The organism is Colwellia sp. RSH04 (genome assembly GCF_003545765.1).
Classification (GTDB): domain Bacteria; phylum Pseudomonadota; class Gammaproteobacteria; order Enterobacterales; family Alteromonadaceae; genus Colwellia.
The window spans coordinates 209,287-229,688 of the sequence record NZ_QXIO01000006.1; the positions used below are offsets into that span (position 1 = coordinate 209,287).

At 37.2% G+C, this 20,402-nt stretch carries 22 protein-coding genes; 7 read left to right on the forward strand and 15 right to left on the reverse strand.

All coding sequences use genetic code 11. The features are described from left to right. Nucleotides 1–97: 97 nt before the first annotated feature. The 11 genes from hemB to ftsY all read right to left on the reverse strand — a co-directional run bounded on the left by hemB (nt 98) and on the right by ftsY (nt 10,114). A complete protein-coding gene (gene hemB / locus D1094_RS12040; protein ID WP_118960348.1) occupies nt 98–1,138 on the reverse strand; it encodes a porphobilinogen synthase in 1,041 nt (346 codons plus the stop codon). A gap of 18 nt (nt 1,139–1,156) precedes the next feature. After that, nucleotides 1,157–3,061 carry a diguanylate cyclase gene (locus D1094_RS18930; RefSeq protein WP_259337938.1) on the reverse strand — a complete coding sequence of 635 codons (1,905 nt, stop codon included), beginning with the start codon at nt 3,059–3,061 and terminating at the stop codon, nt 1,157–1,159. Beyond that, nucleotides 3,049–3,849 (reverse strand): TatD family hydrolase, encoded by an 801-nt coding sequence (locus tag D1094_RS12050; protein WP_118960349.1) that lies wholly within the window; start codon nt 3,847–3,849, stop codon nt 3,049–3,051. The genes D1094_RS18930 and D1094_RS12050 overlap by 13 nt, the downstream gene beginning before the upstream one ends. A gap of 11 nt (nt 3,850–3,860) precedes the next feature. Then, nucleotides 3,861–4,430 carry a hypothetical protein gene (locus D1094_RS12055; protein ID WP_118960350.1) on the reverse strand — a complete coding sequence of 190 codons (570 nt, stop codon included), beginning with the start codon at nt 4,428–4,430 and terminating at the stop codon, nt 3,861–3,863. 2 nt (nt 4,431–4,432) lie between these two features. After that, entirely contained in the window at nt 4,433–5,191 is a 759-nt protein-coding gene (gene tatC / locus D1094_RS12060; protein ID WP_182440172.1) for a twin-arginine translocase subunit TatC, read from the reverse strand. Then, nucleotides 5,191–5,640, reverse strand: coding sequence for a Sec-independent protein translocase protein TatB (tatB, locus tag D1094_RS12065; RefSeq protein WP_118960351.1), 450 nt, complete (start codon nt 5,638–5,640; stop codon nt 5,191–5,193). The genes tatC and tatB overlap by 1 nt, the downstream gene beginning before the upstream one ends. Nucleotides 5,641–5,643: 3 nt before the next feature. Further along, the gene (gene tatA / locus D1094_RS12070; protein WP_118960352.1) at nt 5,644–5,886 is read right to left on the reverse strand and encodes a twin-arginine translocase TatA/TatE family subunit; all 243 of its coding nucleotides are present in this window, start codon (nt 5,884–5,886) and stop codon (nt 5,644–5,646) included. 201 nt (nt 5,887–6,087) lie between these two features. Next, nucleotides 6,088–6,945: an RNA polymerase sigma factor RpoH gene (gene rpoH, locus D1094_RS12075; RefSeq protein ID WP_118960353.1), complete on the reverse strand. Its 858-nt coding sequence runs from the start codon at nt 6,943–6,945 to the stop codon at nt 6,088–6,090. A gap of 208 nt (nt 6,946–7,153) precedes the next feature. Then, nucleotides 7,154–8,128, reverse strand: coding sequence for a permease-like cell division protein FtsX (gene ftsX, locus D1094_RS12080; protein WP_118960354.1), 975 nt, complete (start codon nt 8,126–8,128; stop codon nt 7,154–7,156). Continuing rightward, nucleotides 8,121–8,819, reverse strand: a complete 699-nt coding sequence (ftsE, locus tag D1094_RS12085; protein WP_118960355.1) for a cell division ATP-binding protein FtsE — start codon at nt 8,817–8,819, stop codon at nt 8,121–8,123. Before ftsE ends, ftsX begins: the two co-directional genes overlap by 8 nt. Before the next feature lie 71 nt (nt 8,820–8,890). Continuing rightward, nucleotides 8,891–10,114: a signal recognition particle-docking protein FtsY gene (gene ftsY / locus D1094_RS12090; protein WP_220452555.1), complete on the reverse strand. Its 1,224-nt coding sequence runs from the start codon at nt 10,112–10,114 to the stop codon at nt 8,891–8,893. 119 nt (nt 10,115–10,233) lie between these two features. Between ftsY and rsmD the strand changes: the two genes are divergently transcribed. Both rsmD and D1094_RS12100 read left to right on the forward strand, forming a co-directional pair. Next, a complete protein-coding gene (gene rsmD, locus D1094_RS12095) occupies nt 10,234–10,833 on the forward strand; it encodes a 16S rRNA (guanine(966)-N(2))-methyltransferase RsmD (protein ID WP_118960357.1) in 600 nt (199 codons plus the stop codon). Nucleotides 10,834–10,846: 13 nt separating this feature from the next. Continuing rightward, nucleotides 10,847–11,596 carry an MBL fold metallo-hydrolase gene (locus tag D1094_RS12100; RefSeq protein ID WP_118960358.1) on the forward strand — a complete coding sequence of 250 codons (750 nt, stop codon included), beginning with the start codon at nt 10,847–10,849 and terminating at the stop codon, nt 11,594–11,596. Here D1094_RS12100 and D1094_RS12105 read toward each other — a convergent pair whose 3' ends face one another. The 4 genes from D1094_RS12105 to D1094_RS12120 all read right to left on the reverse strand — a co-directional run bounded on the left by D1094_RS12105 (nt 11,597) and on the right by D1094_RS12120 (nt 16,301). Further along, nucleotides 11,597–13,159 carry a serine hydrolase gene (locus D1094_RS12105; protein ID WP_118960359.1) on the reverse strand — a complete coding sequence of 521 codons (1,563 nt, stop codon included), beginning with the start codon at nt 13,157–13,159 and terminating at the stop codon, nt 11,597–11,599. Between the two features lie 52 nt (nt 13,160–13,211). After that, nucleotides 13,212–13,844, reverse strand: a complete 633-nt coding sequence (locus D1094_RS12110) for a YjaG family protein (protein ID WP_118960360.1) — start codon at nt 13,842–13,844, stop codon at nt 13,212–13,214. 76 nt (nt 13,845–13,920) lie between these two features. After that, complete coding sequence (locus D1094_RS12115) at nt 13,921–15,378, reverse strand: hypothetical protein (protein WP_147361078.1); 1,458 nt, start codon at nt 15,376–15,378, stop codon at nt 13,921–13,923. 149 nt (nt 15,379–15,527) lie between these two features. After that, the gene (locus D1094_RS12120; protein ID WP_118960362.1) at nt 15,528–16,301 is read right to left on the reverse strand and encodes a SapC family protein; all 774 of its coding nucleotides are present in this window, start codon (nt 16,299–16,301) and stop codon (nt 15,528–15,530) included. Nucleotides 16,302–16,512: 211 nt separating this feature from the next. Here D1094_RS12120 and D1094_RS12125 point away from each other — a divergent pair, with 211 nt between their 5' ends. The 5 genes from D1094_RS12125 (at nt 16,513) to D1094_RS12145 (ending at nt 20,400) form a co-directional block, all read left to right on the forward strand. Further along, a complete protein-coding gene (locus D1094_RS12125) occupies nt 16,513–16,815 on the forward strand; it encodes a hypothetical protein (RefSeq protein WP_118960363.1) in 303 nt (100 codons plus the stop codon). 6 nt (nt 16,816–16,821) lie between these two features. After that, entirely contained in the window at nt 16,822–18,018 is a 1,197-nt protein-coding gene (locus D1094_RS12130) for a BamA/TamA family outer membrane protein (protein ID WP_118960364.1), read from the forward strand. Nucleotides 18,019–18,156: 138 nt separating this feature from the next. Beyond that, complete coding sequence (locus D1094_RS12135; protein ID WP_118960365.1) at nt 18,157–18,432, forward strand: HU family DNA-binding protein; 276 nt, start codon at nt 18,157–18,159, stop codon at nt 18,430–18,432. A gap of 124 nt (nt 18,433–18,556) precedes the next feature. Then, nucleotides 18,557–19,459, forward strand: a complete 903-nt coding sequence (locus tag D1094_RS12140) for a sulfotransferase (protein ID WP_182440173.1) — start codon at nt 18,557–18,559, stop codon at nt 19,457–19,459. Then, a complete protein-coding gene (locus D1094_RS12145) occupies nt 19,456–20,400 on the forward strand; it encodes an aspartyl/asparaginyl beta-hydroxylase domain-containing protein (RefSeq protein WP_118960367.1) in 945 nt (314 codons plus the stop codon). Before D1094_RS12140 ends, D1094_RS12145 begins: the two co-directional genes overlap by 4 nt. Nucleotides 20,401–20,402 lie beyond the last annotated feature (2 nt).

Here is a 20,402-nt window from a genome sequence, read left to right on the forward strand (position 1 = left end):
CGCTTGAGATCACTTTCTTATATGAATTGGTATAAAACCTCGTTAGTAAAGTACAAAAAAGGGAGCTAAACGCTCCCTCTGTTTTATAACGAATAGCTTAAGCTTCTTCTTTCAACCACTGCGCAACTTGTTTTGCAAAATAAGTTAAAATTCCGTCTGCACCTGCGCGTTTAAAGGCTAACAAGCCTTCCATTACACAAGGCTTTTCAGCTAACCAGCCATTTTGAATAGCTGCCATATGCATCGCATATTCGCCACTCACTTGATAAGCATAAGTAGGTACTTGGAAGGTATCTTTTACTCGGCGAACAATATCAAGATAAGGCATGCCAGGCTTCACCATGACCATATCTGCACCTTCTGCTATATCTTGTGCGACCTCATGTAATGCTTCATTGCTGTTAGCAGGGTCCATTTGATATGTATGTTTATTACCACCTTTAATGTTTCCTGCTGAGCCAACCGCATCGCGAAATGGGCCATAATAATTGGAGGCATACTTTGCTGAGTAAGCAAGGATTTTAGTGTTTACAAAGCCATTGGCTTCTAACTCCTCTCTAATCGCACCAACTCGACCATCCATCATATCTGATGGTGCAACAATATCCGCACCTGCCTGTGCATGTGATAATGCTTGCTTAACTAAAATCTCTTTAGTGACATCATTTAGCACATAGCCTTCACAGCCAGCTTTATTTTCATCGCTTTCACTTAAAATGCCATCTTGGCCATGTGTTGTAAAAGGATCTAGTGCGACGTCTGTAATTACAGCTAGCTGAGGAAATTTTGCTTTTAAAGCTCGAACCGCTCTTTGAGCAAGCCCTTCTGGGTTATATGCTTCTTCAGCCATTAAAGACTTTTTATCGGCTGGCGTTACGGGAAAAATCGCTATTGCTGGAATTTTTAAGTCGACTAACTCTTGAGCTTCTTCAAGTAATAGATCAATGCTTTTACGCTCTACTCCAGGCATAGAAGCAACAGACTCTCTTTGGTTTTCACCTTCTAAAACAAAAACGGGATATATTAAATCATTCACACTAAGTTGTGATTCAGCCATTAAACGGCGTGTATAATCATCTTGTCGCATACGGCGCATGCGACGTGCTGGAAATTGTCCAAATTGAGTATCGTTGTTCATTTACTTTCCTAAAATGCGTTATGTTATGGCCTGTTGATTATCTTCACTTTCGATTTCAACAAGCCTATGTTCTTGTGTTTGGTTACGACCGCTTCTTTTCGCTGTATATAGCGCTTTATCGGCTCCCGCAAAAATGTGTTCAGGTTGAACACCTTTTTGCTGCTGATAAGTGCAAACACCGCAACTTATCGTGACAGGTAATGATAACTCTTGATATAAAAAAGCCTGTTTAGCGATATTTTCACGAAGACTTTCAGCCAAAGAGAATGCGCCTTGGCTATCAGTTTCTGGTAAAATTAAGCAAAACTCTTCACCACCGTAGCGAAAAGCAAGATCAGAATTTCTTTTTAAACATTGTTTAATATGACCACTTAACCATACCAAACATTGATCACCAGCTAAATGACCATAATCATCATTAACTCGTTTAAAATGATCTATATCAATGACCACAAGACTCAGTGGAGTCAAATTTCGTTTACTGCGACGATATTCAGCTAATATTTTTTGATCGTAAAAACGACGGTTATGTAACCCAGTTAATTCATCTAATATATTTTTACGTTCTAGTTCTTGATTTACTTCTTCAAGCTCTTGTAAGGCGATATTTAACTCTAAAGTTCGTTCTTGCACCCTTTGTTCTAGCACTTCTTGATTTTCTTGTTGAAGCGTCAATAACTGCTCTTGTGTCGTTTCAGAAACCTTAGCGTTTGCTAGTGCCTCTTTTTGTGCCGTTTCTTTATCTTGTACTTGATAAAAATATTGGCGACTTAAAATAAAAGTTAATAAAAAAGCATCAATCCAAAATATTGTAATATAGATCGTTGTTTTGTATTGCGCCATCCCTATATCTACCCAATTGGTTGCTACAATTATTACTAACATAGACATTAACTTAACAACCATAATTGCACTAAACAGTAAAGCGAGGCGCTCTCGTAAACGATATAAATAAAAACCAATCGCAGCTAAAAATATAATCGTGAAACTGTGCATTATCATCACAGCAGTAACATCAATATAAACCGGTGTGAATAAACTGATTGGTAAAAATGAGGTAAATAACCAAATGACCCATTGCACATATTGGTGCAATTGATTGTTAAGCTCTTTTAACTTAAAAACTCTTACTGTAAATAACAATAAAATGATAGTTGATATCGCTACAAGAAGCGGGACTTCAATACCTCGAAGTGAGTTATATTGAGGGAATAAGTAATAGAGGTTTAACCCTAAAATAGCACTTAGGGTCAATGTGCGGCACAATAAATAACCAAATAGCAATAAGACAGTATGTTTTTTAATAGCCAAATAAAGAAGCAGTAAGGCAAAGGTCAAACAAAAAATACCGCCTAAACCTAAACCTAGCTTAAAGTTGGCTACATGAGTACTTTCAATAAAGCCACTTTGGTTATATATCAATAAAGAACTTCGCAAGTGGCTTGCACTTTTCAAACGCAATAAGACATTAACAGCCTCTTTTGCCGATAAACTTAATTCCACCTTTAAGGTATTATTTGCTTGTTGCGTAAACGGTAATAACACTAATTCATTGTTATCACCTAAATATAGAAGTTCTACATTTGATATTCTGACTTGATTTTTTAAGGTGATAAAAGCTGATTGACGTAAATTGGAATCATTAATGATTTGAAAAGCCATCAAATTAATACCAGGTTGATAAGCTAAATCGCCATTGAATGCTTCAACAATAGACCAATGATTTCGTCCTGAAAAAAAATCAAAAACCGCTTGTTGTTCCTCTTTCTCTGTTATTACAGAGTAGTTAACCATCCCTACGTTTTGATATGCTTCACTTAGTGAAAAGCGGGGAATGTCAGATAGGGGCTGTTCTGCTCGTATTGAAATAGAGAGCATAAGAAAACAAAGTAGTATGAGTAATCGGTTATTTACATAGGACATAACTCAAACACCTTACGTGCGTTCTTATTTGTACAGCTTTCAATTTCATCAACCTCTTTACCGGTTATTGATGCAATTTCAGTGAGAACATAACTTAAATAGCTAGGTTCATTCCTACTGCTTTTAGGTCGTGGCCTAATCGTTCTTGGCGTTAAATATGGAGCATCAGTTTCAATCAATAACCTATCGAGTGGAATTAAACTAATAATATCTCGTAACTCTTTACCTCGGCGTTCATCGCATAACCACCCCGTAATGCCTATATACATACCCACAGAAATACACTTTTCTAATTCTTCCCTACTTCCTGTAAAGCAATGAGAGATCATTGCAGGGACGCGGTCAATATAAGGTTTTAATATAGCAAACCAAGGCTCAAATGCATCACGTTGGTGTAAAAATAACGGCATTGACAGTTGTTCCGCTAATTTCACTTGTTGTTGAAATACCTTTTGCTGCTGTTTAGGTGCGGAAAAGTTGCGATTAAAGTCTAGTCCGCACTCACCTATCGCTTTCACATGATCAAATTTGGCAAGGTTTGCCAATTCTTCTAGATAACTTTCAGTGACATGATCTGCATCATGGGGGTGAACACCTGCTGTACAAGACAGGTAATTGGGGAAATCATTATGATATTGCTGACACAAGGCTAAAGCTTTTTCACTTTCAGCAACGCTTGTGCCAGTAATAATAAGGTGATTGATATTTGCTTGTTGGGCGCGTATTAGCACCTCTTCACGATCTTTGTCAAAACGCTGATTGGTTAAGTTGACACCGATATCAATCACAACAAATATCGCTATTTAATACGCCTAACACGTATACGTTTATTTTCATTAGCTTTTTTCAAATAAATGGCATTCAACGCACCGGTTTCAAGAATAATTTCATCACCGACTTTCAATCTTAGCTTGCCGCTATCTTTTTGCTGCCATTGCTGACCATTATCAAGAGTAACTTTCAATTGACCGCGCATTAATTTACTAACCTGAGTTATTTTAGCGGTTATCTCTGTAACTTCTGCAGCCTTTTCTTCATCGGTTTTCACTAAGTGTGACTTTGCAAAGTCATCATCCGATTTTTCAGGCTTAGCCGCTTTTGACGTTGCTTGAATGTCTGGTTTTGGCTTGCTAACAGGGGCAATAATCTTTGCCGTACTACTTGGTTGAACTGCCCTTTTAGGCGTTTGAGTAACAGAAACTGATAGCTGTGAAGCAAGAAGATCGAAACAGTTAAGGCGTAAAGAGTCATCTTGCTCTTGAGCGCATTGCTGTACTGCCATTGTTAGATTTTGCTCATCTTTTGCGTTCGCCATAGACATAACACCACTAAGCGCAACTGCGGCAATAGCTAAATTTACTGTTTTCATTATTATTCCTTAACCTGTGAATCTGATTCATCTTCCTCTTCATTATAATGAAGAGAAGCTATTATTATTCCTACTTCGAATAATAGCAACATGGGTACTGCTAACATGGTTTGAGAAATAACATCAGGAGGGGTTAACAACATACCTATTACGAAAGCGCCGACAACAATATAAGGTCTCTTTGCACGTAAACTATTTGGGCTAGTCATTCCTGTCCAACACATTAAAATAATAGCAATGGGAATCTCAAAGGCCGCACCAAAAGCAAAAAACAATTTTAAAACAAAATCTAAATAACTGCTGATATCCGTTGCAATAACCACACCTTCTGGCGCTACTGACGTAAAAAAAGCAAACACCACGGGAAATACAACAAAATAGGCAAATGCGATACCACTATAAAATAACAATGTTGAACCAAACATTAGAGGTGCAACTAATCGCTTTTCATTTTTATATAAACCAGGGGCTACAAATGACCAAATTTGATAAAGGATATAAGGCATGGCTATAAAGAAAGAAAGCACAATGGTTAACTTAAACGGTGCAAAAAAAGGTGATGCTACATCGGTTGCAATCATTTGCGAGCCTGATGGCATAGTAGATAGTAGCGGTTGAGCTAGGTATTGATAAATATCTTGTGCGAAATACACTAAACAGCAAAAGACGATTAATACGCCCAGCACTGAGCGCAATAAACGGTTTCTTAACTCTAATAAATGATCGAAAAGTGTGGCACTAGGCTTTTGAATGGTTGTCATTATTTAGGCTTTTCTGGGCTCTCTATTTGTGCAGCTTCGCTTTCATGCTGAACTTCATTTTTTTCAGAATCTACAGCAGGCTCTTGCTGAGCTGATGCTTTTGATGAGCCTGCTAACGATGATGATATCATTGAATCTAAAGGCTCAGTATTCACCTTTTTGAATGGCTCAGTTACCATATCAGTTGCTTCTTGCAATGACTTGAGAGACTCAGCCACTTCTGGACTCAAGTTTTTCATGTCTGCCTGTTCAGCTTTTTTCAAATTGGCATGTAATTCATTAATACGTAATTCTTCGGTTAATTCAGTTTTCACTGCATCACTAAATTTACGTACACCACCAATCCAGCCTCGAATAGTTCGAATAGCAACAGGCAGTCGCTCAGGTCCTAATATCACTAGACCCATAATGCCAATGATCATTAATTCCCAAAAGCCAATATCAAACATTTACTACGCCTGATTTTTTTCGTTAACTTTTTCACTTTCATTAGCCGTTGCCGAAGAATTATCAGCTAATGTTTCTGAAGATTTTTCCGCTGACTTTGCTTTTTCAGCATCATCACTAACGGCATTTTTAAAACCTTTAATCGCAGAACCAAGGTCACCACCTAAGTTACGTAATTTTTTTGTACCAAATAACAATACGACAATTACGGCAATAATCACTAATTGCCAAATACCGATACCACCCATAAAAGAACTCCTATTGACTAACTTAGCTGGCATTATATACCTAAATGGCTACAGTAAACGAGCAAAAGCATTCACAGAACGAAAAAATCATGCGATAAAACAAATTTTAATCTGATTGTTTACTCATTAACGACCAATAACGAATCACAAGATCAAAAAAGCCGACAATAAGTCGGCTTTTACTTAAAATGTTCTGTAAAACTATACAACAACCATAGAGTGCTTTAATTTACTTAAGGCATTCTTTTCCAATTGTCTTACTCGCTCAGCCGAAATTTGATATTTATTCGCTAATTCTTGCAGCGTTGATTTATCTTCATTTAACCAGCGTGTTTTAATAATATCCTGACTGCGATCATCAAGTGTTACTAACGCTGTCGACAAGCGATTATTCGCATGAGTTTCCCAGTTTTCATTTTCAACTTCTACAGCCAAATCAGATTGTTTATCTTCTAGGTACTGCGCAGGAGAAAAATTACTAGCACTGGCATTATCATCATCATCATTTGACAATTCAAACGCTTGATCATGGGTGCTCATTCGAGACTCCATTTCCATGACATCTTTTGTGCTAACGCCAAGTGTTTCAGCAACAGTATTTACTTCTTCGTTACTAAACCAACCTAAACGTTTTTTATTTTTACGTAAATTAAAGAACAATTTACGTTGTGCTTTAGTTGTGGCTACTTTAACAATTCGCCAGTTCTTTAATACAAACTCATGTATTTCAGCTTTAATCCAATGAACAGCGAATGACACTAAACGTACGCCCACTTCAGGGTTAAAGCGTTTAACTGCTTTCATTAAACCAACATTACCTTCTTGTACTAAGTCAGCCTGTGGTAAACCATAACCTGCATAGCCTTTGGCAACATGAATAACAAATCGCAAATGAGACATAATAAGCTCTTGCGCTGCTTGTAAATCATTTTCATTGTAGAGGCGTGTAGCCAGCTCATGCTCTCTTTCTGCAGTAAGCATAGGAATGCTATACGCAGATTGCATATATGCTTCAATACTTCCACTTTGTGGTACTGTCAGTTGCATTGTTTGACTCATAAAAATATCCTCCATTTAACTCTGATAATCTTATTCTATTGGCATTTTAACACAATACGGCCGTTACTCAAAAGAACAAGGGTATGAACCGTAACGTAATAGATAGCGCAACACAACTAGATCTGTCATTTTTTTGATGAATATTTTGTGTCAGTTTGTAAGCTAAAAAATTACCGTTCTACAATCAACAAGTTATAAAGAAGATGATTTAGTCTGCGTTAGGTTCTATAGCCCTAATATGTTGACGTACAGAGATGTAACTTCCCAACAACCCCAAAATTATGGCAAAACCAATGAGGGTTAATATTTCATTAAATACTAAGCCTTGTAACTCGAAGTTACTATTGTATAAGTCGGTTAGCTCACCTATCGCACTGGTAAGATATTCCGCTAAAATAGCAACAGCCACACAAGATAGTAAACCTCCAAAAATACCATACCAAGCCCCTGAATATAAAAACGGGCGCTGTATAAAGCTATCAGTAGCACCAACAAGTTTCATAATAGCGATAGCATCTTTTTGATTTAAAATAGCTAAACGAATAGTATTTCCTACTATCAGTATCACTGATAAACACAGCAACAAAGCAACTCCGACAACAATATCTTCAATTAATCGAGCCATTGCTTCAAGTCGTGTTAACCATTCTACATCGAGTTTACCCTGTTCGACTTCTCTTTCTTTGAGTAACTTTGCCAGTAATTCATTGGCCGCTTGCGCCTGACTAGAACGCTGAGTCGGCGTCACTAACACTGTAGCTGGAAGAGGGTTCTTATCGAGATATTCTAACGACTGACCAAACCCCGAGAGTATTTTAAACTCTTTTAAAGCTTGCTCAGCAGAAATATAATGCACTTGGGCTATCTCAGGGTAAAGCTTAAGTCGGTTAACAAGGTTTCGACCACTTTTATCGCTGGTTGATAGCTTTAAAAACAAGGTGATTTGCGAAGCACTGTCCCATTGTTCACTAACATGCTCAGCATTTTTAACAAACAAATGCAGTGTGGCTGGCAAAGCCAAACTAATACCTAAAACAAAAATAGTCATAACCGAAGTAAAAGGCGTACGCCATAAATCACCTAAGCTGCCTATCGCTTGTTGAAGATGCCTAATAGGTAAAGTCAACATACGACGTATAAAGCTTTCTCTTTCAACTAAACCGCTACGGTGTAACTCACTCATCTATACCTCCCTGCGCTTGCAAACCATCTACAATGCCATCATTGATCATGGTGCCTTCTTTCAGGGTTAAGGTACGATATTTCATCCGCGCAATCAGTCCTAAATCATGAGTAGCAATTAAAACGGTAACACCGGCTGCATTGAACTCTTCAAACAAACGAATAATATCTAGGGACAGTTTAGGGTCTAAATTACCTGTAGGCTCATCGGCAAGCAGTATTGGCGGTTTATTCACGATGGCTCGCGCGATACCAACACGTTGTTGCTCACCACCTGATAACATATGAGGGTAACAACGTAACTTTGCACTCAAATGAACTTTTTCTAATGCGGTACTAACACGTTTACGTATTTCTTTATGGCTCACGCCTTCAATAATTAAGGGTAATGCCACATTATCAAAAATCGTTCTGTCTTTAAGTAGGTTATGATTTTGAAAAATCATGCCAATACCACGACGCACATAGGGAATTTGTTGGTATTTTATATCAGCTAACTCATTATGATTAACGCAAATACTACCTGAGCTAGGCTTTTCCATCATCGATATTAATTTTAATAAGGTACTTTTACCTGCGCCTGAGTGCCCTGTTAAAAAAGCCATTTCGCCAGCAGCTAATGAAAAGCTCACTTGTTTTAGCGCTAAATAGCCGCCAGGATAGGTTTTGTTGACATTACTAAAATTAATCATGTAAACAGAAGATCTTGTTATTATTTTTTATCAAAACAACTTATCACACTTTGTGAACACTCTTGTACTATTTATTTAGTAAAGAGCGCTTCAATAAAGTCTTCTCCGTTAAATGGACGTAAATCATCAATGCCTTCACCAACGCCTAAATAACGAATTGGAATGCCATATTTATCGGCTACAGCAAAAACAACACCACCTTTTGCGGTACCATCTAGTTTAGTTAAAGTGAGACCAGTAAGGCCAACTGCCTCGTCAAAAAGCTTGGTTTGACTTAATGCATTTTGCCCCGTGCCTGCATCAATGGTTAGCATGACTTCATCAGGCGCGTTAACATCTAATTTTTTCATCACACGCACAACTTTCTTAAGCTCTTCCATTAAATGATTTTTATTTTGTAATCGCCCTGCTGTATCTGCTATTAAAACGTCAACATTTCTTGCTTTAGCAGCACTGATCGCATCAAAAATAACAGAAGCACTGTCTGCACCAGTATGCTGAGCAATAACTGGGATCTCATTACGTTCACCCCACACTTGCAATTGCTCTACCGCCGCGGCTCTAAAAGTATCACCTGCTGCCAACATGACAGACTTCCCTTCGGCTTGAAATTGCTTAGCTAGTTTACCAATTGTTGTTGTTTTACCAACACCATTTACACCTACCATTAAAATAACATAAGGCCCTTCATCCTTTGTAATATTAAGTGGCTTACTCACATCAGCAATAACCTTTTGTAATTCTTCTTTAAGCAACTCATATAACGTTTCAGCATCTTTAAGCTGCTTTCGACTCGCTGTTTTAGTTAAAGAATCAATGATTTTAGTGGTTGTTTCAACACCCACATCAGCAAGCAACAAGTGCGTTTCTAACTCTTCAAAAAGATCATCATCAATTTGTTTGCCGCGAAACAGATCAAAGATGCCACCACCAATATTTTGCCTAGTTTTTGTTAAGCTCTGCTTCAACCGAGTAAAGAACCCTGCCTTTTCTGGCTCTGGCTCTGGCTCTGGCTCTGGCTCTGGCTCTGGCTCTGGCTCTGGCTCTGGCTCTGGCTCTGGCTCTGGCTCTGGCTCTGGCTCTGGCTCTGGCAAGTCATTATCTTGTGCAACTTCTGCTGGTTCAACACTTGATATTTCTTCAGGTGCTTGTTCTAAAGTAGCCTGATTTTCTGACTGCTCTTCTGACAATTCTGTTAATTGTGCTTCACTATCAACTTGCTCAATCTCTTGAGAAACTTGTTCTTTATCTTGGCCAAAACCCAACCAGGAAAACATACCTTTTTTCTTAGACATACGTATTTACAATATTAATTAGATTGGTATTACAACCAAACAAGGATAAAATTGCCGATATAGTAACACTTCTGTTGAAATCAAAAAACTAAACTAGCGCAATAGTAAGCGAATAAAGTATGAGCAAACATAAAAAAAGAACTACAAAAGCATCAACGACAGGAAACATTCGCATTATTGCTGGCTCACACCGAGGAAGAAAGCTACCTGTGCTGATGTCAGATGGCCTACGACCAACGACTGACAGAGTGAAAGAAACCGTTTTTAATTGGTTAATGCCTTATATTCCTGCTGCTCACTGTTTAGACTGTTTTGCTGGCTCTGGCAGCTTAGGTTTTGAAGCACAATCTCGTGGTGCTGAGCATGTAACCCTTATCGAACTTGATAAATTAGCCGCAAAACAGTTATCAAAAAATGCCGAACTTGTAAAAGCAAGTAACCTCAAAGTGGAAAACACTAGCGCTTTAACCTATTTAAAACAACCATCGAAAAAGTTTGATGTTGTCTTCATTGACCCACCTTTTAGAAAACAGTTAGTCGAGCAAACGGTGGCGTTATTAAATCAAGGTTGGCTTAATGAACAAGCACTTATTTATATAGAAATGGAATCTGACGCCTCTTCAGGAGTAATCAATAACCTACCTGAAAACTGGCAACTTGTTAAAGAAAAAGTCGCGGGTCAAGTAAGCTATCGCCTCTATCAATTGTTTGCTGAATAACCATTGAATTGATATGAAGCTATATATTCTCTCAGGCTATATTCAAGAAATCCTATTAGTTGAATACCCCAACAAACTGCTATTACTCGATGGATGCAGCAGAGCCGATGTAACAACTGTCATTAGCTTTATTACAAATACGCTATCTCGACACCCAAGTGATTTAAAGCTAATCACGGTTACTCATATGCACCCTGACCATGCCGGTGCAGCGAACAAATTACGTAAAATCACGGGTTGTAAAATTGCCTGTGCCAAAACAGAGTCTCATTGGTATAAAGGCGTGGCAGGTAAGTTAATGCACATTACCGATATCCTACTAACACGCTATGTCGCTAACAAAATGAGAAAGCGACAACGTTGGTTATGGTATTCAAGTACGTTAACCCCAGACATTCAGTTAACCGATGGTGATTTACTACCAGACTTTAACGATTGGCAAGTACTTACTACACCAGGGCACACTGATAGGGATATATCCTTATATCATTTACCCTCTCAGCGCATCTATATTGCTGATTTGATTGTAGCAACCAAGAAAGGATACATTCCACCCTTCCCTATTTTTTATCCTAACAATTATCAAAAATCCCTTGGTAAAATAGCTGAGTTAGCACCAAGCAGTGTCATTTTAGCTCATGGTGGCGAAGTCACCTTAACACCAAAGCAAATATATTCAGTGCAAAAAAAAGCACCAACTGAGCCGATGACTCATTGGCGCTTAATTCAAAGAAAATTAAAGCAAATATTCTTCAACCGATAATTATTGCTTAGGTAGCAGCTTTAAATCATGAAAGTCAAAACTAAAGTCTGTCGCTTTAGAAACAGCTTTCATAGTGGCATATTTTACCGCACCATTTTCATCTAAGTTAAAATTAACAAAGGCATCAGCTTCAAGTGTTCTATCATGCCAACGGACAATAAATGTATTGTGCTGATGATGCTCTAAATCACCTACTAATTCAGGCGTATTACCAAACTGCATATGCAGTTTATTATTTTTATAAGTTATTTGTATTTCACCATACCAATTATCTTCGTAAGTCTGTGCGTATTCTCTTAACGCTAGAGAATGCTGAGCATTTTTATTCACAGATATTTGCATTTTCGCTAAACGAGCTTGCTCTTTGGCCACTCTGCTTTGTTGAATTTCATGATAGTAGGCAACCCAATCTTTCTCTTTAAGTGATAGGTATTCATTGAGAATCTGCTGATAAATCGCATTAAAAGCATAACCTGATTGTTGATTAGTTAAGATAACCATACCTAAGTTTTCTTCAGGCACTAAAACAACTTTAGATACCATTCCTAAAATGCCACCACTATGATGAACAAGTTTCACGCCATGGTAATCCTTTAAAAACCAACCCAACCCGTAAGCAGAGAAATGAGTTTTGTCATTCTCTGTTGCGGCATCAGAAACAGATAGCAGAGTTCTGGCTTGCCACATTGCCTTACTTTGCTTCGCAGAAAACAAACGTTTTTCTTCACTATACTGACCTTGCTTAAGTTGCGCTTTCAACCAAAGACTCATGTCATTGACACTTGATGCAACAGAGCCTGCTCCTTGGAATTTCTCTAAAAAATTCCCACCAACAACATTCAGCTTACCTTCTAGCGGTACATGGGCTCTTGCCACGTTTTTATTTGATGACTCAATCAATGAGAACGCTGCACGGGTGTTCTTCATACCCAAAGGCATAAATATTTTATCCTGAATAACGTCATGCCAAGATTTACCTTCAATTTTAGCAACAACCTCACCCGCAATGATGTACATTAAATTATCGTAAGCAAATTCACTTCTGAAACTAGAGACTTGAGGTAAGTGTTTCAGGCCTTTAATAATATCGTCATTCGTGAGTGTGGTATGTGGCCAAATCATCAAATCACCGGCCCCTAAACCTAAACCTGAGTTATGTGCCAATAAGTCAACAATAGTAAACTCGCTAGTAACATAGGCATCAGGCATTTGAAATTCAGGGATAATATCAATAACTTTAGTTTTCCAAGTTAACTTACCCTCATCCACTAATTGAGCTAAAAGTGCAGCGGTCATTGCTTTAGTGTTTGAAGCAATACCAAATAAGGTATTTGTATTAACAGATGCTGATTTCCCGTGCTCAATAACACCAAAACCTTTACTGAAAACAACCTCATCGTCTTTTACAATTGCAACAGCAACACCTGGCACTTGAAATACGTCCATTGCTTTTTCAATCGCTTGCTCAACTCGCACATGTTTATCATTTGTATTTGCTGCGTGGACATTAAAAACAGCACATACAATTGCGATGGAAAATAACGCTTTATGCATCAACTTCATTCTTTTTCCTATTTTTATGAAAATAACATTACAACCAAATTTATCATTACGCTTAGTTTATCTCTATACCTAAATTAGAAAGCCCTTCAGACAAAACTATTTCTTTCGCTAGCTCACAGCTTCTTTTGTTTTCAGCTGCAAACTTTAAAAAATCAAATAGTTCATTTTGCGTATCTTTTTCCCACTGCATTAACGGGTGTTCATTAATTTGTTCAGGGGGCACTTCAATATTTTCATCTTGGTTATCATGTGCTAATGACTGCAATATCGTTAACTCAACAAAATAACTCACACTGTTTTCAGATAAGCGACCAACTGCTTGTACATCATCAGTAACGACTTCGGATTTCTTGGCTTTAGGCTTAAAATCAATTAACTGCCATAGTGAACTCATCGCCATACAAGTATCTAACGCAGGAAAAACGCCAAAAGAGTCAAAGGCTTCAGGATCAGGTATTTGAAGCTCTAACTTATTAAACTGTGCTTCTGTATTAATTTTTACTGATTTTGGGTTAGCGAGCCACTGCCAGATAATGTCTAACTGGTTACGTAAGATTTGACCATCACCAAACTCTTCAGCCTCGCTGAACATTTGATAATTAGGTAGCATACGCTCGAGTAATGCAGCAGCAAAGGCAATTTGCTGCCACTTACTTAATTTATTGAATGGAAGATGTATTGACACAAAAATTACTCACAATGAAAATTGTGAGTAATTATATACGTAATTGCGTGTAAAAATAGCTGAATTAAAAAACCAGTTAATTTGCTAGCTGTTTTTGTGCATATTCAAACTTCAAACGGTACTCGGTAAGTTTATGTTCCATTTCTTGTACTTGCTCAGAGAATGTCGTTGTTTGTTCTGCTACTTTAGCACTAAGTTCATGGTTTTCATCACGTAAGAATTTGATTGTTTCTCGTACTTGATTATTGTCTTGCTCTTGTTTTTCACGACTAGCATTAAAACGTTTAAGCACATTTTCTTCGCCTTCTTGAGCAACCTTGACTTGGTCTTTAAGTGCTTCAACTTCTTGCTTGTACAATTCAATATCAGATTTTTCAGTTTCAACTTGTTGGGTTAACGCTTCATGAGCTTTTTCTAACTCAATGATCTTACTAATCGCCGCATCTTTTTCTTGTTGAAGTTGTTGTTGTTTTTCAGCGACAGTCTTATTTACCTCGACAAGTTGCTGCTTTTCTTTTGTTAACTCTTCAGTTAATTGGCTTACTTGTGTTTGATATGATTGAACTTGTTGCTCAAACTGCTTTTCTTTATCTAATTGGCTATCAATAGACTTTTGCAGTTCAGATAACTGTTGTTGTAATTCAGTTTTACTCGTTTGCTCTTTAGAAAGTTGCTCTGTTAACTGTGCAACTCGTTCCTGCTCAACTTTTTGTTCATTTAATGACTTTTCTAACAAAACGACTTTATCAGCTAATTCAGTCTTTTGTTTCTGCTCATTTTGTAACTGCTCTGACAACTGACCAAGCTTGTGCTCTGATTCTTTTACCGCCTCTTCAATGGCTTGCTTATTATTTTCTTGAAGACTTGTTAACTCACTGGTTGCTTGAGTCAGTTTTTGTGTTAATTCATCAATCTGCTTTTGTTGAGCACTGCCTGATTCTGATTGCGCTTTGTTGCTTTGCTCGAGTTGCTTTTGCGCAGCTGTTAATTTGTCCGACAGTACTTTGCCTTGTTCATGAGCCGTTTTTAGTTGGCTGTTTAAACTTTGCTCTTGTTCTGTAAGCACCATTAAACGACCATTTAGGCCATCAACTTCTTGAACCTTATCATTGAGCGCTTGCTCACTCTCAAGGAGTTTTTCTTCTAGTTTACTACCTACTTCTTTATTCTGATTTTCAACATTCGCTTTCGCTGAAGAAGTTTGTGCTAATTTCTTTTGCAACTGATCAATTGTTTCTGTGTAGTTAATTGTATTTTGCGTTAACTCAACCTCAAAGTTTTGCTTACTCGCTTCTTGCTCAGCTTGTTTTTCAGCCAAAGATTGCTTTAATGCTTTAACTTCTTCACTACTAGACTGTAATGTCTTTTCTAAAGCAGCATAGTCAGATGTTTGAGTCGAATTAGCTTTAGTCCCTTCTTCAATAGCAGCGCCAATCAATTTCGTTAGCTTTTCTTCTACTTGAATATAAACATCACTGGCTAAGCTTTGTATTTGCTCTTCAACGTCCTTGGATAGCTTATTTTTATCGACCATATTATTCTCATTATTATAAACCACTACTGCCTCTAAACTACCACAACAGTTAGGGTACAGGAATATCCAATTGATATTTTTTTTACAAAAAAGCAAAAAAGGGGCATAAGCCCCTTTATAAATTCACTTTTTCACTACTATGTTTTAAATTAGCTTTCAGCGCTTTCTGCAGTCTGTGGTTGACCAACCGGTGTAATTTGAATACCAACGACCTTTACTTCTGATGAATCATTGCGTAATTGAACCAAGCGATTTACTTGGCCTAAAGAACCAAGCATTGAATAAATTGGGACAAATAATCCACGTTTATGGAAATCGATAACTTTATCTTCCGCTAACGCTTTAACTTTATCTTCATTAACAGTAAAAATACCTACAAGTTTTTTCTTTTCACCAGTACTTAAATCAATATTTAATTCAAGCTCTTGCAATAAATCATTTTCTTCTAGTTCTTTAATGAAATTTTCTGTCATTTTTTCGCCTTCATATAAGCGACCTAATGACTGCTGAATGTTAGTAAAAATCTCTGATTCTTTACCGTCTTCAAATAAAGCTAAATCTTTATCTTCACCTACAAAATCACTGTCTAAATCAATACATGCTGTTAATGTATTCTCACGATCCGGATCTAAACCTAATGCAAAAGGGTACATTCCTAAACTTTGAGGGACAGTTAATGCGGTCCACTTATCATCGTTAAAGAATAAGTTTTCACCACTCTCTAAACCAAGCATTGCCACACTACGAAAACGTGGAGAGTCTGGGTTTTTAACTAATACAACAGGGAAACTAGATGTAGCTTGTGCATACTCAGCTGCTGTAATAGGTACAATGTGCTGGCCTGCAGTATGTGATAAATTGCGTTTATTAGTTAATTTAAGGTTTTGGTGCTGATCTGGTTTTACTGGAACAAAATTCGCCATGACTATTTCTCATTTTTACTGCTTTATTAGCATATTTTTATAATGTGTAATTTTACGCTAACTAGCTTGAAGAAAATCATGCAACTAAGGGTTACAAACACTTACAAGGTATTTAAGTAAATTACTGCCTTGTATAAATTATGGTGACAGTAAACTCGCTTTCAATGCTAAAATGGAAAAAAGATCAAAATAATCAGGATTAAATTAAAAAATGCTAAAAAAATTAGTTTGTTACTTATTAATTATATTTCCTCTATTTGCTCTTGCTATGCCTAAAATTTCAATCAAGCATCAAAGAACCGCTGATGACTATGCCCAAATTCAAGTGACTAACACAATTAATTTACCGCTTATCTGTCACGTTGCTATAGATGGTCATAAAATACGTTTTCAGTTAAAACCTTATGAAGCATCAAAGTGGTATAAAGCAACAGACAAACGCTTTAACTATGATCATTTCAGTGTTTGGTGTGACTATTTAAGCTTGCATCCCGAATTAATCAAAAAGAAATAGTAAAACATGATTAAAAAGACTTTTATCATTCCATTAACTGTTATTTTTTCGCTATTAGCGCTTTCTAAAGATACCCAAGCAAGTCAGTTTTTTGATGTCCTTGATGGAAAATTTGATGCTTCACAATACCTGAGCGAAAATGCTTATGGTTTTCTCCCTGTACCTATAATTATTACCGACCCCGCCGTAGATTCTGGTATTGGTTTATCTGGTTTGTTTTTTCATGAAACAGAAGAAGATCAAAAAAGCAGATTACAATCAATGCAAAATTCAGATGATGCCGCTAAACATTTAATGCCACCAAGCATCTCTGTTGCGATAGGCGCCTATACAGGTAATAAATCCTATTTTGCTGGTGGGGGACATATGGGGTTTTTCGACCAAGGCAATATCCGTTATATGGGCGGTGGCGGTTACGGTAATTTAAATATAGATTTCTTTGGTTTTGGCGACATCACATTAAAAAAACCGGTCAGAATTAATACTCAAGCTATCGTGGTTATGCAAACACTTAAGTTTAAGTTAGGAGACAGTTCTTTTTACTTAGGGCCAACACAAAGATATACCAACGCAACCATTTCACCAACCAACATCAATGACTTAACAGGGAACTTACCGCCAGACTGGCAAGAGGCAATAACTCAATTACTGACAAGGGATATCACAACTTCTGGTATTGGCTTTACGCTAGAGTACGACTCAAGAGATAATTTTTTCTCACCTAACGAGGGTATCAAGTATGAGTTAAACCATCTTTGGTACGATGATAAAATTGCATCTGATATAGATTATCAGCTGACTGAGTTTTCAGGGTTACATTATTTAAAGTTAAATGACCATTGGCAAACAGCTTTTAGAATCGAAGTAGATTATGCCAATTCAGCAGACTTACTGCCTCCTTATGCCACCCCTTTTATTTCAATGCGTGGTATTCCTTCAATGAGATTTCAAGGCAACGCCATTGGTGTAAGCGAATTTGAACTCACTTACAATATTAACTTTCGCTGGAAGGTCAACGCTTTTGTCGGTATAGGTAAAGCCAGTAATGAGTTTTCTGATTTATCTTCAAGTGCTAGTAGAGTAAGTAAAGGCGCTGGTTTTCGCTATTTAATTGCGCGTCGATACGGTTTTAATATGGGTGTGGACTTCGCTTTTGGCCCTGAAGACAGTATTTTTTACATTCAAGCAGGCACTGCATGGTAGTTTTTAACCCATAATTGCATACGATCGCCTTTATTTAGCCTGTTTGAGCAACAATTTGATAATTTCTATTGATTCGCTTGATTTTCTTTTTTAGTATGTTGATGGTAATAATAATAATTGATGAATTAAGGATAAAAAATGAATAAAGGTGAATTAGTAGCAAAAATCTCTGAAGGTGCAGACATTTCTAAAGCTTCAGCTGGCCGCGCGTTAGATAGTTTAATCCAAACAATCACTGAAGAATTAGCTAATGGTGGCGAAGTTGCTTTAGTTGGTTTTGGTACTTACAAAGTTAACGATCGTGCAGCACGTACAGGTCGTAACCCACAAACAGGTGCAGAAATTCAAATTGCTGCTGCAAAAGTTCCTAGCTTCAAAGCTGGTAAAGCCTTAAAAGATGCTTGTAACGCTTAATTGATAAGCTACAAGCATTAATAAAACAGCGCCTAATGGCGCTTTTTTTATATCTGCCACTACATAGCATTAGTCAGATAAATATTTTAGTATTTATCTGCTCATTCGATTAAAAGAGACTATTTTGACATTTTCATCAACTAATAACTCACCTGTATTTGAACGGCCTATTTTTATTTTAGCTTGTCCACGTTCAGGCAGTACCTTATTTTATGAAACACTTGCTAAAGCAAGTGGATTATGGACAGTTGGTGGTGAGAGTCATGCCATTATTGAAGAAATTCCAGAATTTAGTACTATTTATAATGGTTCAATTTCTAATACGTTAACCGAACATCATGGCAATGACCGTTCAATCGCTTTACTTAAAAGTCGATTTGCTCAACAATTAAGAGATATACATCATAAACCTTATAATCATGAAAAGTCGGGGGCAATACGCTTTTTAGAGAAAACGCCAAAAAACGTTTTGCGTATCCGCTTTTTTAATAAAATATTTCCAGATGCATTATTTATCCACTTAGTTCGAGATCCTAAAGATAATATTAGTAGCATTATAGATGGTTGGAATTCAGGACATTTTATTACCTACCCACACCTACCTGGTTTTAATAATCGCTGGTCTTATTTACTGCCCGATCAATGGAAGTCAATGCAAGGAAAGCCCACAGAAAAAATAGCTACATTTCAGTGGCAAGCGTCTAATCAAGCAGTAGTTGATAACCTTAAAGAAATACCTGATAACCGAAAGTTAACTGTGCATTATCAAGATTTCCTTGATAATACTGCTGATATAGTCCAGCAGCTTTGTCGCTTTATCGGCATCGAGTTTGATAGTGAATTACAGCAATACTGTAACGCTCCTTTACCTTTCTCCCGTTACACATTAACGAAACCTGACAAGAACAAGTGGCATAAAAATAAAGCCTTACTCGAACCCAATATGCCCCAATTAACACCACTAATTGAGCAATTAAATAATAATTTACAACCTTTTACTGATTATCGAGTGAATAATTCCATATGAAACTAGCCCATGAATTTATCAAATTACCGTTACGTTTTGATATCAGCAAAATGCAGGAAGAATTAGCACAATTCTCAACACAAGCATGGCGTGGACATCATGAAGGTTTTCCTGGGAACAGTGCAATACCGTTAATCAGTGTCAACGGGCAAATAAACAACGATTTTAAAGGTGAGATGCTTGCCACTGAAGCCTTAAAGCAATCTCCATATCTGCAACAAGTAATCGCTTCTTTTAATGAAGTTTTTGGTCGTTCAAGATTAATGAAGCTCGATGCAGGAGCTAAAGTGCCACTGCACTCAGATATAAATTTTCATTGGTATAAACGTGTCAGAATTCATATTCCTATTATTACTGATCCTGATGTTATTTTTCATTGTGCCGATAAGAGCGTTCACATGGGTGCAGGAGAATGCTGGATTTTTGATACTTGGAAAAATCATCAGGTAGATAATAATTCAAATAAAGACAGAGTACACTTGGTTATTGATACCGCCGGTTCAAGTGCTTTTTGGCAACAAGTCAGCCAATCATTTGTCCCGTGGTTGCCTAAAGAAGAAGGTAAAACAAAATTACTAAGTTATCAATCTGGAGTTACTCCAAATATCTTGATGGAGAAACATAACGCCCCGGTTGTTATGTGTCCTGGTGAATTAGAATTCATGATCAGTGAACTCAAACAAGAAGTCAGTCTTGTCAATGCCAATAATAATGATATGGCAAAGCAATTGTTCTCAATCTTATCTCACTTCAGTCATGACTGGCGACGACTATGGTCTATATATGGTGAAAGCAAAGCTGGCTGGAATTATTATCACCAGTGTCGAGATAATGCTTTTAACAAGGCAAGACAAAGCGCTGCATCATTAAAAATATCTAACGGTGCTGCTGCAATAGATATGCTAGCACATTGTATTATTGTGCCAGCTTTCAGCCCTTAAAA

Coding starts and splice junctions, on each gene's coding strand:
- hemB (WP_118960348.1), bottom strand. CDS start 1,138: ATGAACAACGATACTCAATTTGGACAATTTCCAGCACGTCGCATGCGC.
- D1094_RS18930 (WP_259337938.1), bottom strand. CDS start 3,061: ATGTCCTATGTAAATAACCGATTACTCATACTACTTTGTTTTCTTATG.
- D1094_RS12055 (WP_118960350.1), bottom strand. CDS start 4,430: ATGAAAACAGTAAATTTAGCTATTGCCGCAGTTGCGCTTAGTGGTGTT.
- tatC (WP_182440172.1), bottom strand. CDS start 5,191: ATGACAACCATTCAAAAGCCTAGTGCCACACTTTTCGATCATTTATTA.
- tatB (WP_118960351.1), bottom strand. CDS start 5,640: ATGTTTGATATTGGCTTTTGGGAATTAATGATCATTGGCATTATGGGT.
- tatA (WP_118960352.1), bottom strand. CDS start 5,886: ATGGGTGGTATCGGTATTTGGCAATTAGTGATTATTGCCGTAATTGTC.
- rpoH (WP_118960353.1), bottom strand. CDS start 6,945: ATGAGTCAAACAATGCAACTGACAGTACCACAAAGTGGAAGTATTGAA.
- ftsX (WP_118960354.1), bottom strand. CDS start 8,128: ATGAGTGAGTTACACCGTAGCGGTTTAGTTGAAAGAGAAAGCTTTATA.
- ftsE (WP_118960355.1), bottom strand. CDS start 8,819: ATGATTAATTTTAGTAATGTCAACAAAACCTATCCTGGCGGCTATTTA.
- ftsY (WP_220452555.1), bottom strand. CDS start 10,114: ATGTCTAAGAAAAAAGGTATGTTTTCCTGGTTGGGTTTTGGCCAAGAT.
- rsmD (WP_118960357.1), top strand. CDS start 10,234: ATGAGCAAACATAAAAAAAGAACTACAAAAGCATCAACGACAGGAAAC.
- D1094_RS12100 (WP_118960358.1), top strand. CDS start 10,847: ATGAAGCTATATATTCTCTCAGGCTATATTCAAGAAATCCTATTAGTT.
- D1094_RS12105 (WP_118960359.1), bottom strand. CDS start 13,159: ATGAAGTTGATGCATAAAGCGTTATTTTCCATCGCAATTGTATGTGCT.
- D1094_RS12115 (WP_147361078.1), bottom strand. CDS start 15,378: ATGGTCGATAAAAATAAGCTATCCAAGGACGTTGAAGAGCAAATACAA.
- D1094_RS12120 (WP_118960362.1), bottom strand. CDS start 16,301: ATGGCGAATTTTGTTCCAGTAAAACCAGATCAGCACCAAAACCTTAAA.
- D1094_RS12125 (WP_118960363.1), top strand. CDS start 16,513: ATGCTAAAAAAATTAGTTTGTTACTTATTAATTATATTTCCTCTATTT.
- D1094_RS12130 (WP_118960364.1), top strand. CDS start 16,822: ATGATTAAAAAGACTTTTATCATTCCATTAACTGTTATTTTTTCGCTA.
- D1094_RS12135 (WP_118960365.1), top strand. CDS start 18,157: ATGAATAAAGGTGAATTAGTAGCAAAAATCTCTGAAGGTGCAGACATT.
- D1094_RS12145 (WP_118960367.1), top strand. CDS start 19,456: ATGAAACTAGCCCATGAATTTATCAAATTACCGTTACGTTTTGATATC.